Origin of the sequence: Streptomyces subrutilus, assembly GCF_001746425.1 — a bacterium.
Taxonomy (GTDB): Bacteria; Actinomycetota; Actinomycetes; order Streptomycetales; family Streptomycetaceae; genus Streptomyces; species Streptomyces subrutilus_A.
On the sequence record NZ_MEHK01000001.1, the window covers coordinates 2,151,371 to 2,166,196 of the forward strand.

Sequence of the window (14,826 nt, forward strand, 5' to 3'; positions counted from 1 at the left end):
CGGGCCCCTGCAAGGGCTCCGGGTGCTCGACCTCGCCACCCTGTTCGCCGGGCCGCTGGCCGCCACCCTGCTCGGCGACTTCGGAGCCGAGGTCGTCAAGGTCGAACACCCCGGCCGCCCCGACCCCTCCCGCGGCCACGGCCCCGCCAAGGACGGGGTCGGCCTGTGGTGGAAGCTGCTCGGCCGGAACAAGCGGACGATCACCCTCGACCTGTCCACCGCCGGCGGCCGCGACACCCTGCTGCGGCTGGCCGCCACCGCGGACGTGGTCGTGGAGAACTTCCGGCCCGGCACCCTGGAGAGGTGGGGGCTGGGCTGGGAGGAGCTGTCGGCCGTCAACCCTCGCCTGGTGCTGGCCCGGGTCACGGCCTTCGGCCAGCAGGGCCCCTACGCCCACCGCCCCGGCTTCGGCACCCTCGCCGAGGCCATGAGCGGCTTCGCGGCGATCACCGGCGAGCCCGGCGGGCCGCCGACCCTGCCGCCCTTCGGGCTCGCGGACTCGATCGCCGCGCTGACCTGCGCCTACGCGGTGATGACCGCCCTCGCGGGCCGCGACCGCACCGGCCACGGCCAAGTCGTGGACCTGGCCATCATCGAGCCGATCCTGACGGTGCTCGGCCCGCACCCCCTCTGGTACGACCAGCTCGGCTACGTGCAGCCGCGCACCGGGAACCGCTCCACCAACAACGCCCCCCGCAACACCTACCGCAGCGCGGACGGCCGCTGGCTGGCGGTCTCCGCCTCCGCCCAGTCCATCGCCGAGCGGGTGCTGCGCCTGGTCGGCCGGCCGGAGCTGATCGCCGAACCCTGGTTCGCCACGGGTTCGGGGCGGGCCGTTCACACCCACGTCCTGGACGAGGCGGTCGGCGGCTGGATCGCCCGCCACAAGGCGGAAGAGGTGGTCGCGGCCTTCGAGGAGGCGCAGGCGGCCGTCGCTCTGGTCTACGACGTCCGGGACGTGATGGAGGACCCGCAGTTCGCCGCCCTGGACACGGTCACCGAGATCGAGGACCCGGAGCTCGGCACGCTGCGGATGCAGAACATCCTCTTCCGGCTCTCCGAGACCCCCGGCGGGATCCGCTGGGCCGGCCGGCCGCACGGCGCGGACACCGACGAGGTGCTGACCGAGCTGGGCCTGACCGGAGCCGAGATCAGCGCGCTGCGCACGGAGGGGGCACTGTGATCCTGACCTGGCTGTACGCGCCCGGCGACCGCCCCGCGGTGGTGGCCAAGGCCCTCGGCTGCGGGGCCGACGCGGTCATCGTGGACCTGGAGGACGCGGTACCGGCCTCCCGCAAGGAGTACGCCCGCGCCGCCACCGCCGAGCTCCTGCGCGAGCGGCCCCCGCTGCCCGTCCACGTCCGCGTCAACGCGCTCGACTCCCCCTGGGGCGGGGCCGACCTGACCGCTCTCGGCGGACTGCACGGCCTCGCCGGTCTGCGGCTGCCCAAGATCAGCGCCCCCGAGCAGGTCGTCGCCGCCGCCGACCGCACCGGCGGGGTCGGGCTGCACGCCCTGCTCGAATCGGCGCTGGGCGTGGAACGCGCCTACGAGATCGCCCGCGCGCACCCCGCGCTGCGCGGGCTCTCCCTCGGCGAGGCCGACCTGCGGGCCGACCTGGCCGTCAGTGCGGAGCCGGGCCTGGACTGGTGCCGGTCCCGGGTGGTGGTGGCGGCCCGCGCGGCCGGGCTGGCGCCCCCGGCCCAGTCGGTGTTCCCGGACATCCGGGACCTGGAGGCGCTGGCCGTCTCCTGCGCGCGCGGCCGGGAGCTCGGCTTCCTCGGCCGGGCGGCGATCCATCCGCGGCAGTTGCCGGTGATCGAGCGGGCGTACCTGCCGGCGCCCGCGGAGGTGGCCGCGGCGGAGGAGGTGTTGACGGCGGCCCGGGCCACTCCGGGGGCGCTGGCGCTGCCGGACGGGCGCTTCGTCGACCCGGCGGTGGTGGCGGCCGCCCACCGCACCCTCGCCCTCGCCACGCGGACGGCCGGACGGTGACCACGGCCGGGCGGTGACGATGGGCGGGCGGTGACCACGGGCGACCGGCCACGCGGACGGCCGGACGATGTCGGTGGCCGGCAGGCCTGCCCCGGCAGCCCCGGCCGGACACGGAAACGGGGGGCCGCGCGGTGCGCGACCCCCCGTACGACCGTTGCGGTCAGAGTTTCTTGGCCTCCGGGGCCTCGGCCGCGTCCGGCTCCGCGGACGGAGCGGTGGCGGTGGCGGTCGGCTCGGGCTTCGTCAGTACGGTCGGCTTCGCCGGGGCCTCGGCGGGGTCCGAGGGCTTGTCCTCGGCGTCCTTCGCCTCGACGGCGGCGTCCGCGCCGGCCGGAGCCGGGGCCTTCTTCTCGCCCTCGGCGCCGGAGCGGTCCGGCTCGACGACTTCCTCGCGGCCCGGCCGCAGCTTCGCCGACAGGACGAAGTAGACGACGGCCAGGACGAAGACCACGATCGAGGTCCACACGTTCAGCCGCAGGCCCAGGATGTGGTGCGCCTCGTCGACGCGCATGTACTCGATCCAGACGCGCCCGGCGCAGTACGCGGCCACGTACAGGGCGAACGCCCGACCGTGCCCGAGCTTGAAGCGGCGGTCGGCCCAGATGACCAGGACCGCGACGCCGATGCACCACAGCGACTCGTACAGGAAGGTCGGGTGGTAGGTGCCGGCGTCCCGGTTCGGGCCCGCGCTGATCTCCACCGCCCACGGCAGGTCGGTGGCCCGGCCGTACAGCTCCTGGTTGAACCAGTTGCCCCAGCGCCCGCAGGCCTGGGCCAGCGCGATGCCCGGGGCGAGGGCGTCCGCCCAGGCCGGCAGCGGGATGCCGCGGAGCCGGCAGCCGATCCAGGCGCCCACCGCGCCGAGCGCGATCGCCCCCCAGATGCCGAGGCCGCCCTCCCAGATCTTGAAGGCGTCGACCCAGTTGCGGCCCTCGCCGAAGTAGAGCTGGTAGTCGGTGATCACGTGGTAGAGGCGACCGCCGACCAGGCCGAACGGCACCGCCCACACGGCGATGTCCGCGACCGTGCCCGGCTTCCCGCCGCGCGCGACCCACCGCTTGTTGCCGAGCCAGACAGCGACGAAGACGCCGATGATGATGCAGAACGCGTAGCCGCGGAGCGGGATCGGTCCGAGATGGATCACGCCGGTCGACGGACTGGGAATGTAAGCAAGGTCCATGGCAGACCCGACGCTACCCTGCCGGGCGGTGCACACCGCAACCCGCCCGGCAAGCCGATACCGAATCAACACACGGCACGGGCCTCGCTCAGTTCCCCGAGGCCCCGTCCGGACCGCTGTTCGCAGGCGACTTCGACGGCCCTGCCGACCCCGACCCCGACGCCCGTGTGGCCTTCGCCCCGGGAGTCGCGCCCGGGGTGGCCCCGGACGTCGCACCCGCCGACGGCGAGGCCTTGCTCCCCGCCTTCCCGTCCCCCGCCTTGCCGCCGCTCCCGCCGGAGGCCCCGGCCGCCGCCTCCACCCGCTCCTTCAGCTTCTGCGGGGTCAGCGGGTCGGCCTTGTCCGAGAAGACGTCCTTGCCGTTCAGCAGCACGGTCGGCGTGCCCCGGAAGTTTCCGGCGCGGAAGGCCTCGTGGGCCTTGCCCACCCAGCTGTTGTGCGTGCCGTCCTCGACGCACTTGCGGAAGGCGGGGGTGTCCAGCCCGTCCACCTGGCCGGCCAGTTCCAGCAGCTTCGCGTTCTTGCCGTAGGCGTCGTCCACCTCCTCGGGCTGCTGCTGGAAGAGGAGGTCGTGGTAGGCCGCGAACTTGCCGGCGTCCTGCGCGCAGGCGGCCGCGTTCGCGCCCTTCAGCGAGCCGCTGCCGCCCATGTTCCCGTCGATGAGCGTGACCAGGTGGTAGTCCACCTTGAGCAGCCCCTTGGCCTCGAGGTCGTGGATGGTGTCCCGGTAGCTGTCCTCGAAGGCCTTGCAGGCGGGGCAGCGGACGTCCTCCCACACGGTGAGGGTGGACTTGGCCTCGTCCCTGCCCGTCCGGATGGCCAGCGCGTCCTTGCCGGTGGCTCCGGAGGGCGCGACCACCGGTCCCGCCTTTCCGCCGCCGTCCTTGCCGGTGTTGGCCGCGATCAGACCGACGACGGCGGCCAGGCCGAGTACGCCGACCACCGCCGCCGACACGATGAGCGTCCGCCGACGCCTGTCCCGGGCCTTCTGCCGGTCGCGCTCCGCCTGGAGTCGCTCGCGGGCCGATCGTTTCGTCGCATCGCGGTTCGCACCGTCGTTCTTCTCGCTCACGTTCGGCCAAACGAAGCGGGGAGGCACTCGCGTGCCTCCCCGCTCCCACTTCCACCCGATCGGGCTACAGAACCCGTTCGGATGTGCGCTTTCCGTCAGCTCCTGCGTACGCCTTCCGCAAGCTCGCCCGCAAGCGACCGTACGGCGGCCAGCCCGGCCGGCAGGTCCGGCGCGTCCAGCAGCAGCTTGACGAAGGCCGATCCGACGATCACGCCGTCCGCGAAGCCGGCCACTTCCCTGGCCTGCTCGGGGTTGGAGACGCCCAGGCCCACGCACACCGGCAGGTCGGTGGTCTTGCGGGTCCGCCCGACCAGCTCCTTCGCCTCTGCGCCGACCGAGGCGCGGGTGCCGGTGACGCCCATCAGGGAGGCCGCGTAGACGAAGCCGGAACCGGCCGCCGTGATGGTGGCCAGCCGTTCGTCCCTGCTGCTGGGGGCGACGACGAAGACGGTCGCCAGACCGTGCTTGCCGGCGTGCTCGCGCCACAGCGCGGACTCCTGGACCGGCAGGTCGGGCAGGATGCAGCCGGCGCCGCCCGCCGCCGCCAGCTCGGCGGTGAACCGCTCGACGCCGTACCGGTCGATGGGGTTCCAGTACGTCATGACCAGGACCGGGGCCCCGGTGGCCTCGTGCGCCTCGCGGACCGTCCGGATCACGTCGGCGATCTTGACTCCGCCGCGCAGGGCGATGTCGTCGGCGGTCTGGATGACCGGCCCGTCGAGGACCGGGTCGCTGTGGGGCAGGCCGATCTCGACGACGTCCGCGCCGCCGGCGATGACGGCCTTGACCGCCTCGACGCCGCCGTCGACGGTCGGGAAGCCCGCGGGGAGGTAGGCGACGAGGGCCGCGCGGTCCTCGGACTTCGCCTTGGCGAGGGTGGCGCTCAGCAGCTCGATGTTGCCGCGCCCGTGCGTGGAGCTCACTTGTCGTCCCCCTCGGAGAACTCGTTGCCGGCGACTTCACCGTCGGTGGCGTACAGCCCGAAGTAGCGGGCGGCCGTGTCCATGTCCTTGTCGCCGCGGCCGGACAGGTTGACCACGATCAGCCCGTCCTTGCCCAGCTCCTTGCCCAGGTCGAGGGCGCCGGCCAGGGCGTGCGCCGACTCGATCGCCGGGATGATCCCCTCGGTGCGCGAGAGCAGGCGCAGGGCCTGCATCGCGGCGTCGTCGGTGACCGCGCGGTACTCGCCGCGGCCGGTGTCCTTGAGGTACGAGTGCTCCGGGCCGATGCCCGGGTAGTCCAGGCCGGCCGAGATGGAGTACGGCTCGGTGATCTGGCCCTCCTCGTCCTGGAGGACGTACGAGCGGGAGCCGTGCAGGATCCCGGGCTCGCCCGCGGTCAGCGTGGCGGCGTGCTCGCCGGTCTCGACGCCGTGCCCGGCGGGCTCGAAGCCGACCAGGCGGACCTCCGCGTCGGGGATGAAGGCGTGGAAGAGGCCGATGGCGTTGGAGCCGCCGCCGACGCAGGCCGCGACCGCGTCGGGCAGCCGGCCGGCGCGCTCGACGATCTGGCGGCGGGCCTCGACGCCGATCACCCGGTGGAAGTCGCGGACCATGGCCGGGAAGGGATGCGGGCCGGCGACGGTGCCGAAGAGGTAGTGGGTGCGGTCCACGTTGGCGACCCAGTCGCGGAACGCCTCGTTGATGGCGTCCTTCAGGGTCCGGGAGCCGGACTTCACGGCGATGACCTCGGCGCCCAGCATCCGCATCCGGGCCACGTTCAGGGCCTGGCGCCGGGTGTCGATCTCGCCCATGTAGACGGTGCACTCGAGGCCGAAGAGCGCGCAGGCGGTGGCGGTGGCCACGCCGTGCTGGCCGGCGCCGGTCTCGGCGATGACGCGGGTCTTGCCCATGCGCTTGGTGAGCAGCGCCTGGCCCAGCACATTGTTGATCTTGTGTGAGCCGGTGTGGTTGAGGTCCTCGCGCTTGAGGAAGATCCGCGCCCCGCCGGCGTGCTCGGCGAACCGGGGGACCTCGGTGAGGGCGCTGGGCCGGCCGGTGTAGTTGACCATGAGGTCGCCCAGCTCGGCCGCGAAGGCCGGGTCGCCCTTGGCCTTCTCGTACTCGACCGCGACCTCGTCGACGGCGGCGACGAGCGCCTCCGGGATGAACTTGCCGCCGAAGTCGCCGAAGTAGCCCTCGGCGTTCGGAACGTGACCCTCGGGGTCCGGGATGAAGAATTGGCTGGACATGCCAGTGCTCCTACGGGAACGGATGCGACGAGTGGTTTTCACCGTATTGCGCCGCCCGTCCGCGACACGCGCACCGCACCCGCCCCACGAGGGGGTCGGCGGGATCGCGCTGCCTTCTGGACGGAGAACCGCCACCCGGAGCCAGCGGGCCCGGGAGGGGGCCGGACGGGACCACCGCGACGCGGCACGGTACGTCTCGTACCGCCCGCTTCGGGGCCCTCGTTACGGCGCGTCTCCGCGGCGCCATCGCATGCCGTTGACCTGGCCGGGCTCCGAGCCGATCACGTACCGGACCCGCCGCCCGTGCACGCGCCGGGCCGGGGCGCGGCAGCCGCGGGGGCGGCAGCCGCGCGCCAGGGGCGCGTGTGCCGTCGGCACGCCGACCAGGCCGGGGCGGCCGGGTCGGGTGTCGGCGGAGGGGCGGTGGCGGGCCATGGGAACGGTCAGCTCCGCCCGTGGCGCAGGGCGGGGTGGGCGCCGGCGGCGACGAGGTCGGCCACGGCCGCCTTCGGGTCGCGGCCGGTCACCAGGGACTCTCCGACCAGGACGGCGTCGGCGCCCTCGTTGGCGTAGGCGATGAGGTCGTGCGGACCGCGGACGCCGGATTCGGCGATCTTGACGATGTGGGCCGGGATCTCGGGGGCGACGCGCTCGAAGGTGGAGCGGTCGACCTTGAGGTCCTTGAGGTTGCGCGCGTTGACGCCGATGATCTTGGCGCCGGCGGCGACGGCGCGCTCCACTTCCTCCTCGTCGTGGACCTCGACGAGCGGGGTGAGGCCGATGGACTCGGCCCGCTCGATGAGGGAGACGAGGGCCTCCTGCTCCAGGGCCGCGACGATCAGCAGCACGAGGTCGGCGCCGTAGGCCCGGGCCTCCCACAGCTGGTACGCCGTGACGATGAAGTCCTTGCGCAGGATCGGGATGTCCACGCGGGCGCGGACGGCCTCCAGGTCGGCCAGCGAGCCACCGAAGCGGCGCTGCTCGGTGAGGACGGAGATGACCGCCGCACCGCCCGCCTCGTAGTCGGCGGCGAGCCCGGCCGGATCGGCGATCGCGGCCAGCGCGCCCTTGGACGGGCTGGAGCGCTTGACCTCGCAGATCACCTTGACGCTGTCACCGCGCAGTGCGGCGACGCCGTCCTTGGCCTGGGGCGCCTTGGCGGCACGCTCCTTGAGCTCGTCGAGGCTCACGCGGGACTGCCGTTCGGCAAGGTCTTCGCGGACCCCTTCGATGATCTCGTCGAGCACACTCACGCGAGCGGCCCCCTTCCGGGTCGATGACGGTCGGCCGCCTTGCAGACACGTACAACTGCAAGGTCAGCAATCAAATGGTATCCGCAGGAGGCCTCGCCCTCCGCACGCGGTTGACGCCGTCCCAGTAACTGGACATCCGGAATCGGGGCTTCATCCAGGCCCCGTAAGGGCCTCACGGGGCCAGTGCGGAGCCGAAAGAAAGATTTCGGACAACGGCGAAGACCAGGGCCGCCCCGCCGACACCCCACCAGTACAGCGGGCGCAAGGCCAGGCGGGGTGCCGGCCCGCCGCGAACGGCGCGGACCAGCCACAGGAGCATGTACCCCGCGAAGACGAAGTAGCCCGTGACGGCGAGGGCATTTGCCCCGAAAGCCGCGACCAGATCGCCATGGGCGAACGCGTACGCGCTACGCAGCCCGCCGCAGCCGGGGCACAGGATTCCGGTCAGCCGCAGCAGCGGGCAGACCGGGTAATGGCCCGGTTCGTTCGGGTTCACGGTGCCTACGTACGCAAACGCCGCGACGGCCGCGGCCAGGGTGAGCGCCGGTGCGCGCAGGCGCCGGGACCGGGCCTGCGGCGCGGCGGGCCCGGCCTGCGGCGGCGCGGCGTCGGGGGTGCGAAAGGCGTCCACCAGCTGATCCTCCCCGGTCATGACAAAAGGCGCAGCCCGACGGGCCGCGCCTTTCGGATCCTCCGTGCCGCGCTCAGACCTTGGCCGGGACCTTGGAGGCTGCGATGACCTCGGCGAGGTCCTTGTGGGCGGCCTTCGGCGCGCCCATGCCCGCCGCCTTCATCGCCATGCCGACCACGCCGCCGATCGCGACCACGACCAGGCCGGCCCAGAAGCCGAGCGGGTTCGCGAGCACCATGAAGGCGCCGGAGATGCAGAAGCCGATGAAGGCGATGATGACACCGGTCCAGGCGGCCGGGGTGTGTCCGTGGTCTGTGCCCGCCATGAGTTGCTCCTCGTTGCTCTGTCGCGGTGCTCTGTCGAGCGCGCGGTGTGTCACGGTGTGGTGTGTCACGGTGTGGGTCGAACGCTCGGTGCCCATTGTCCCGCACCGGGCCGGGCCGCCGTCCACGGGGGTCAGTCAGTTGGTCGGGTCCTCGCCGCGGTCCAGAGCCTTCCACAGATCCTCCGGCCGGTCCGGATCCACCACGGGCTGCTTGCGCCCGCGGGGGGCGCCGTCGCGCTCGTAGCGGCCGCCCATGGCGGGCCAGCCCCGGCCGAAGCGCAGGGCGAGCAGCCCGGCGGCCAGGATCAGGGCCGCCCCGGCGGCCGTGACGTACGGCCACGCCGTCTGGGTCAGCCCCGCCACCTGGGCGGCGGTGTCCGCGGTCGTACGGGCGGCCTCCGCGTGCAGGGCGCGGCGGCCGTCGGCGGCGAGGACCGCGGCCAGGGCGGCCCCCAGTCCGCTGAGCGCCAGCAGCCCCGACACCAGCAGCCGGCTCCTGCCGCGTACGGCGAACACGGCGACCAGGGCGGCGAGGCCGACGATGGCCAGGGCCGCGGGGAGGCCGGTGACGGCCGTCCCGTCCGCGGTCAGCTCGAGCGAATCGCCGCCGAGGGCGGTCGTGCCCCGGGCCCAGACCCGGCCGGAGGCGAGCAGGACGACGGTGGAGCCGAGGGTGCCGAGCAGCAGGGCGACGGCCACGCTGCGGCGGCTGCTCCTGCTCTCGGGGGCCTCGGCTGCGTCACCGGCGGGGGGCGGGGGCGGGGGTACGGCACTCACGTACCCCACTATCCCCTACGCCCTCAGGAGCCGTGGAGGCGGTTCGCCGCTCCCACCGCGCGCAGCACGGCGGCCGCCTTGTTGCGGCACTCGTTGTCCTCCAGCTCGGGCACCGAGTCGGCCACGACCCCGGCGCCCGCCTGCACGTACGCCGTACCGTCGCGCAGCAGCGCGGTGCGGATGGCGATGGCCGTGTCGGAGTCGCCGGCGAAGTCCAGGTAGCCCACGCATCCGCCGTACAGGCCGCGGCGGGTGGGCTCCAGCTCCTCGATGATCTGCATGGCGCGGGGCTTGGGCGCGCCGGAGAGGGTGCCCGCCGGGAAGCAGGCGGTGAGCACGTCGAAGGCGGTCCTGCCCTCGGCGACCCGCCCGGTGACGGTGGACACGATGTGCATGACGTGCGAGTACCGCTCGATGCTCATGAAGTCGACGACCTCGACGGAGCCCGGCTCGCAGACCCGGCCCAGGTCGTTGCGGCCCAGGTCGACGAGCATGAGGTGCTCGGCGCGCTCCTTGGGGTCGGCGAGCAGCTCCTCGGCCAGGTCGTGGTCCTCCTGCGGGGTGGCGCCGCGGTGCCGGGTGCCGGCGATGGGGTGGACCATGGCCCGCCCGTCCTCGACCTTGACCAGCGCCTCGGGGCTGGACCCGACCACGTCGAAGCCGTTCTCGAAGCGGAAGAGGTACATGTACGGGGAGGGGTTGGTGGCCCGCAGCACCCGGTAGACGTCCAGGGCGGAGGCCGCGCAGGGGGTCTCGAACCGCTGGGAGGGCACCACCTGGAAGGCCTCGCCGGCCCGGATGCGCTCCTTGATGTCCTCGACGGCCGCCTGGTACGTCTCGCCGCCCCACAGCGCGGAGAACCGCGGGAGCTCGGAGGCGGGCAGCGGCGTGGGGGTGTACGGGGCGGGACGGGCGAGGTCCGCCTCCATGGCGTCGAGGCGCGCGACGGCGTCGGCGTACGCCTCGTCCACGCCGGTGTCGAGGTCGTTGTGGTTGATCGCGTTGGCGATGAGCAGGACGGTGCCGTCCCAGTGGTCCATGACCGCCAGGTCGGAGGTGAGCAGCATGGTCAGCTCGGGCAGCCGCAGGTCGTCGGCCGTGTGCTCGCCGATGCGCTCGAGGCGGCGCACGATGTCGTAGCCGAGGTAGCCGACCATCCCGCCGGTGAAGGGCGGCATGCCGCCCGCGAGGTCGCGGGGAGTGTGCAGGGCCTCGACGGTGGCGCGGAGCGCTTCCAGGGGGTCGCCGGTGGTGGGTACGCCGACGGGCGGGGTGCCGATCCAGTGCGCCAGGCCGTCCCGGACGGTCAGGGTGGCGTCGCTGCGTACGCCGACGAAGGAGTACCGGGACCAGGAGCGGCCGTTCTCGGCGGACTCCAGCAGGAAGGTGCCGGGGCGTTCGGCGGCCAGTTTGCGGTAGAGCCCGACGGGGGTGTCCCCGTCGGCCAGCAGCCTGCGGCTCACGGGGATGACGCGGCGGTCGGCCGCGAGCTTGCGGAACGTATCGAGATCCATGTGCGTGGGGCCTACCTAGTCGGCGTCGCGGAGCAGGACATCGTCGTCGAAGCAGGTGCGGGCGCCGGTGTGGCAGGCGGCGCCGACCTGGTCGACCTTGACGAGCACGGTGTCGGCGTCGCAGTCGAGGGCGACGGACTTCACGTGCTGGAAGTGGCCGGACGTGTCCCCCTTCACCCAGTACTCCTGGCGGCTGCGGGACCAGTAGGTGCAGCGGCCGGTCGTCAGGGTGCGGTGCAGGGCCTCGTCGTCCATCCAACCGAGCATGAGCACCTCACCGGTGTCGTACTGCTGGGCGATGGCGGGCACCAGGCCGTCGGCGGAGCGCTTGAGGCGTGCGGCGACGGCGGGATCGAGGCTGCCGGGGCGGGGGGACGTACTCATGGGGCCATTGTGCCGGGCCGCGGTGCCCGGCACGGATCCCTGTCCGCCTGATGGGCGGGCGCGCGCCGCGTTCCGGTCGTAGGCTGGCCCGCATGTCTACCCATGCGAAGCGCGAACGACTGCTGCTGGCGGACCTGTTGGAGGCGGCCGGGCCGGAGGCGCCGACGCTGTGCGACGGCTGGACCTGCCGGGAACTGGCGGCGCACGTGGTGGTGCGCGAGCGCCGCCCCGACGCGGCGGGCGGCCTGCTGCTGAACGTGCTGAAGAACCGCCTGGACGCGGCGATGGCCGAGTACGCGGCCAAGCCGTACGAGGAGCTCATCCAGCTGATCCGCACCGGCCCGCCGAAGATGTCGCTGTACGCGCTGAAGCAGATCGACGAGGCGGCCAACGCGGTGGAGTTCTTCGTGCACGCGGAGGACGTCCGGCGGGCCCAGCCGGACTGGTCCCCGCGGGAGCTGGACCCGGTGTTCTCGGACTCCCTGTGGTCGCGGCTGGAGAAACTGGCCCGCCTGACGGGCCGCCGCTCGCCGGTGGGCCTGGTCCTGCGCCGCCCGAACGGCCAGACGGCGGTGGCGCATAAGGGCGCCCCGGTGGTCACGGTGACGGGCGAGCCGGGCGAGCTGACCCTGTTCTGCTTCGGCCGCCAGGACGCCGCCGCGGTCACCCTGGACGGCGAGAAGGAGGCCGTCGCGAAGCTGACGACGGCCAAGCTGGGCATCTGATCCCGCGGGCCGCCCGCGGAATCCCCCCGTCCCCCGCGCCTCGGACGGCTTCGCCGGCGGGCGCGGGGTCGGGGCTGGGCGCCCCGGTTCTACCTGACCGGGTGGCCCGCCTCGCGGAGGGTGGTCTTGACCTCGGAGATGCGGAGGTCGCCGAAGTGGAAGACCGAGGCCGCGAGGACCGCGTCGGCGCCGGCCGCGATGGCCGGCGGGAAGTGCTCCAGCTTGCCCGCGCCGCCCGAGGCGATCACCGGGACCGTCACGTGCCGGCGCACGGCCGTGATCATCTCGGTGTCGTAGCCGTCCTTGGTTCCGTCGGCGTCCATCGAGTTCAACAGGATCTCCCCGGCGCCCAGTTCGGCCGCCCGGTGGGCCCACTCGACGGCGTCCATGCCGGTGCCCTGCCGGCCGCCGTGGGTGGTGACCTCGAAGGAGCCCGAGGCGGTGCGGCGGGCGTCCACCGACAGGACCAGAACCTGACGGCCGAAGCGCTCCGCGATCTCCTGGATGAGCTCGGGGCGGGCGATGGCGGCGGTGTTCACGCCCACCTTGTCCGCCCCGGCGCGCAGGAGCTTGTCGACGTCGTCCGCCGTGCGGACGCCGCCGCCGACGGTCAGCGGGATGAAGACCTGCTCGGCGGTGCGCCGCACCACGTCGTAGGTGGTCTCGCGGTTGCCGGAGGAGGCGGTGATGTCGAGGAAGGTCAGCTCGTCGGCGCCCTCGGCGTCGTACAGCTTGGCCATCTCCACCGGGTCGCCGGCGTCGCGCAGGTTCTGGAAGTTGACGCCCTTGACCACGCGGCCGTTGTCCACGTCCAGGCAGGGGATCACCCGTACGGAGAGGGTCATGCGGAGGCCTCCTGGACCGGGCCGTACGCCTCGACCTCCACCTCGACGACCATGCCCGGGTCGACGAAGCCGGAGACGATGAGCATCGTCGCGGCGGGGCGGACGGCGTCGAACAGCTCCTTGTGGGCGCGGCCCACCTCGTCCACGTCGCGGGCGTGGGTGAGGTACATGCGGGTGCGGACCACGTGCTCGGGGCCGAGCCCGGCCTGGGCGAGGGCCTTGAAGGCCACGCCGAAGGCGGCGATCGCCTGGTCGTACGGGCCGCCCGCGTCGGCGGCGGTGCAGCCGGAGACCAGGACGAGGCCGCTCGGGAGCTGGACGGCGCGGGAGTACGCGATGACGTCCTCGTAGGGGCCGCCGGAGGAGATGCGGCGAATCGCGTCGGAGCTCATGCGTTGACCACCTTCAGGGCTTCTTCCAGGGTGAAGGCCTTGGCGTACAGGGCCTTGCCGACGATCGCGCCCTCGACGCCCAGCGGGACCAGCTCGGACAGGGCCCGCAGGTCGTCCAGGGAGGAGACGCCGCCGGAGGCCACGACGGGCCGGTCGGTGGCGGCGCAGACGCCCCGCAGCAGCTCCAGGTTGGGGCCGGTCAGCGTGCCGTCCTTGCCGATGTCGGTGACGACGTACCGGGCGCAGCCCTCGGAGTCGAGCCGGGCCAGGGTCTCGTACAGGTCGCCGCCCTCGCTGGTCCAGCCGCGTCCCTTGAGGGTGGTGCCGCGGACGTCGAGGCCGATCGCGATCCGGTCGCCGTGGTCGGCGATGGCCTTGGCGGCCCACTCGGGGGTCTCCAGGGCGGCGGTGCCGAGGTTGACGCGGGTGCAGCCGGTGGCGAGGGCCGCGGCGAGCGAGGCGTCGTCGCGGATGCCGCCGGACAGCTCGACCTTGATGTCCATGGCGCGGGTGATCTCGGCGACCAGGGCCCGGTTGTCGCCGGTGCCGAAGGCGGCGTCGAGGTCGACGAGGTGCAGCCACTGGGCGCCGGAGCGCTGCCAGGCCAGGGCGGCTTCGAGCGGGGAGCCGTAGGAGGTCTCGCTGCCGGACACCCCGTGCACGAGGCGGACGGCCTGGCCGTCGCGGACGTCGACCGCGGGGAGGAGTTCCAGCTTCGCTGCGGGCTCGGTCATCACAGGGTCTCGATCCAGTTGGTGAGGAGCTGGGCGCCGGCGTCGCCGGACTTCTCGGGGTGGAACTGGGTGGCCCACAGGGCCCCGTTCTCCACCGCCGCGACGAAGGGCTCGCCGTGGGTGGCCCAGGTGACGCGGGGGGCGCGGATCGCCGGGTTGGTGACCTCCAGGGTCCACTCGCGCGCCGCGTAGGAGTGCACGAAGTAGAACCGGGCGTCGGCGTCCAGGCCGGCGAAGGCCTGGCTGTCGGCCGGGGCTTCGACGGTGTTCCAGCCCATGTGGGGGACGATCGGTGCCTTGAGCGGGCCGACGGTGCCGGGCCACTCGTCGAGGCCCTCGGTCTCCACGCCGTGCTCGATGCCGCGCTCGAAGAGGATCTGCATGCCGACGCAGATGCCCATGACCGGACGGCCGCCGGACAGCCGGCGGCCGATGATCCAGTCGCCCCGGGCGTCCTTGAGGCCCTGCATGCAGGCGGAGAAGGCGCCGACGCCGGGGACGAGCAGCCCGTCGGCGTCCATGGCCTTGTCGTAGTCGCGGGTGATCTCGACGTCGGCGCCGACGCGGGCGAGGGCCCGCTCGGCGGAGCGGACGTTGCCGAAGCCGTAGTCGAAGACCACGACGGTCTTGCGTGCTGCACTCATTCCCAGATTCCTTGGATTCGCAGGACTCCGGCGGCGAGGCACATCGCGGAGCCGATGGCGAGCAGGATGACGACCGATTTGGGCATCTGCTGCTTCTGGAAGGAGTAGACGCCGCCGGCCAGGAACAGGCCGAGGACGATCAGGATCGTGTTGAGCCCGTTCAC

19 protein-coding genes are annotated in these 14,826 nt (G+C 73.3%); 3 read left to right on the forward strand and 16 right to left on the reverse strand.

What is annotated here, in order from left to right; all coding sequences use genetic code 11:
- Positions 1–7: 7 nt before the first annotated feature.
- Together BGK67_RS10695 and BGK67_RS10700 are read left to right on the forward strand one after the other, a co-directional pair.
- Positions 8–1,183 carry a CaiB/BaiF CoA transferase family protein gene (locus BGK67_RS10695; protein ID WP_069923774.1) on the forward strand — a complete coding sequence of 392 codons (1,176 nt, stop codon included), beginning with the start codon at positions 8–10 and terminating at the stop codon, positions 1,181–1,183.
- Entirely contained in the window at positions 1,180–1,995 is an 816-nt protein-coding gene (locus tag BGK67_RS10700; RefSeq protein WP_069919856.1) for an HpcH/HpaI aldolase/citrate lyase family protein, read from the forward strand. Before BGK67_RS10695 ends, BGK67_RS10700 begins: the two co-directional genes overlap by 4 nt.
- 160 nt (positions 1,996–2,155) lie before the next feature.
- On the opposite strand, the gene lgt is transcribed toward BGK67_RS10700, so the two are convergent.
- From lgt to hisI, 11 genes are all read right to left on the reverse strand, one after another.
- Positions 2,156–3,175 (reverse strand): prolipoprotein diacylglyceryl transferase, encoded by a 1,020-nt coding sequence (gene lgt, locus BGK67_RS10705; RefSeq protein ID WP_069919857.1) that lies wholly within the window; start codon positions 3,173–3,175, stop codon positions 2,156–2,158.
- An 88-nt stretch (positions 3,176–3,263) separates the two neighbouring features.
- Entirely contained in the window at positions 3,264–4,247 is a 984-nt protein-coding gene (locus BGK67_RS10710) for a DsbA family protein (protein WP_079154584.1), read from the reverse strand.
- Positions 4,248–4,342: 95 nt separating this feature from the next.
- Complete coding sequence (gene trpA, locus BGK67_RS10715) at positions 4,343–5,170, reverse strand: tryptophan synthase subunit alpha (RefSeq protein WP_069919858.1); 828 nt, start codon at positions 5,168–5,170, stop codon at positions 4,343–4,345.
- Positions 5,167–6,438 carry a tryptophan synthase subunit beta gene (gene trpB / locus BGK67_RS10720; protein WP_069919859.1) on the reverse strand — a complete coding sequence of 424 codons (1,272 nt, stop codon included), beginning with the start codon at positions 6,436–6,438 and terminating at the stop codon, positions 5,167–5,169. Before trpB ends, trpA begins: the two co-directional genes overlap by 4 nt.
- Before the next feature lie 222 nt (positions 6,439–6,660).
- On the reverse strand, positions 6,661–6,873 hold the full coding sequence (gene trpM / locus BGK67_RS10725; protein WP_069919860.1) for a tryptophan biosynthesis modulator TrpM: 213 nt from the start codon (positions 6,871–6,873) through the stop codon (positions 6,661–6,663).
- A gap of 8 nt (positions 6,874–6,881) precedes the next feature.
- Positions 6,882–7,691, reverse strand: coding sequence for an indole-3-glycerol phosphate synthase TrpC (gene trpC / locus BGK67_RS10730; RefSeq protein WP_069919861.1), 810 nt, complete (start codon positions 7,689–7,691; stop codon positions 6,882–6,884).
- Between the two features lie 172 nt (positions 7,692–7,863).
- Positions 7,864–8,343, reverse strand: a complete 480-nt coding sequence (locus BGK67_RS10735) for a DUF2752 domain-containing protein (RefSeq protein ID WP_069919862.1) — start codon at positions 8,341–8,343, stop codon at positions 7,864–7,866.
- A gap of 52 nt (positions 8,344–8,395) precedes the next feature.
- Complete coding sequence (locus tag BGK67_RS10740) at positions 8,396–8,647, reverse strand: HGxxPAAW family protein (protein ID WP_069919863.1); 252 nt, start codon at positions 8,645–8,647, stop codon at positions 8,396–8,398.
- A gap of 135 nt (positions 8,648–8,782) precedes the next feature.
- On the reverse strand, positions 8,783–9,433 hold the full coding sequence (locus BGK67_RS10745) for a TIGR02234 family membrane protein (RefSeq protein WP_069919864.1): 651 nt from the start codon (positions 9,431–9,433) through the stop codon (positions 8,783–8,785).
- Positions 9,434–9,447: 14 nt separating this feature from the next.
- The gene (locus BGK67_RS10750; protein ID WP_069919865.1) at positions 9,448–10,938 is read right to left on the reverse strand and encodes an anthranilate synthase component I; all 1,491 of its coding nucleotides are present in this window, start codon (positions 10,936–10,938) and stop codon (positions 9,448–9,450) included.
- 15 nt (positions 10,939–10,953) lie between these two features.
- Entirely contained in the window at positions 10,954–11,322 is a 369-nt protein-coding gene (gene hisI / locus BGK67_RS10755; protein ID WP_069923776.1) for a phosphoribosyl-AMP cyclohydrolase, read from the reverse strand.
- A 92-nt stretch (positions 11,323–11,414) separates the two neighbouring features.
- Here hisI and BGK67_RS10760 point away from each other — a divergent pair, with 92 nt between their 5' ends.
- On the forward strand, positions 11,415–12,047 hold the full coding sequence (locus BGK67_RS10760) for a TIGR03085 family metal-binding protein (protein WP_069919866.1): 633 nt from the start codon (positions 11,415–11,417) through the stop codon (positions 12,045–12,047).
- A gap of 89 nt (positions 12,048–12,136) precedes the next feature.
- On the opposite strand, the gene hisF is transcribed toward BGK67_RS10760, so the two are convergent.
- Genes hisF through BGK67_RS38815 form a run of 5 tightly spaced genes read right to left on the reverse strand, consistent with a single transcriptional unit; the run spans position 12,137 to position 14,826 of the window.
- Positions 12,137–12,892: an imidazole glycerol phosphate synthase subunit HisF gene (hisF, locus tag BGK67_RS10765; RefSeq protein WP_069919867.1), complete on the reverse strand. Its 756-nt coding sequence runs from the start codon at positions 12,890–12,892 to the stop codon at positions 12,137–12,139.
- On the reverse strand, positions 12,889–13,284 hold the full coding sequence (locus tag BGK67_RS10770; RefSeq protein ID WP_069919868.1) for a RidA family protein: 396 nt from the start codon (positions 13,282–13,284) through the stop codon (positions 12,889–12,891). The genes hisF and BGK67_RS10770 overlap by 4 nt, the downstream gene beginning before the upstream one ends.
- Positions 13,281–14,018 (reverse strand): bifunctional 1-(5-phosphoribosyl)-5-((5-phosphoribosylamino)methylideneamino)imidazole-4-carboxamide isomerase/phosphoribosylanthranilate isomerase PriA, encoded by a 738-nt coding sequence (priA, locus tag BGK67_RS10775; protein WP_069919869.1) that lies wholly within the window; start codon positions 14,016–14,018, stop codon positions 13,281–13,283. Before priA ends, BGK67_RS10770 begins: the two co-directional genes overlap by 4 nt.
- Positions 14,018–14,662 carry an imidazole glycerol phosphate synthase subunit HisH gene (hisH, locus tag BGK67_RS10780; RefSeq protein ID WP_069919870.1) on the reverse strand — a complete coding sequence of 215 codons (645 nt, stop codon included), beginning with the start codon at positions 14,660–14,662 and terminating at the stop codon, positions 14,018–14,020. The genes priA and hisH overlap by 1 nt, the downstream gene beginning before the upstream one ends.
- Entirely contained in the window at positions 14,659–14,826 is a 168-nt protein-coding gene (locus BGK67_RS38815) for a hypothetical protein (RefSeq protein WP_031148344.1), read from the reverse strand. The genes hisH and BGK67_RS38815 overlap by 4 nt, the downstream gene beginning before the upstream one ends.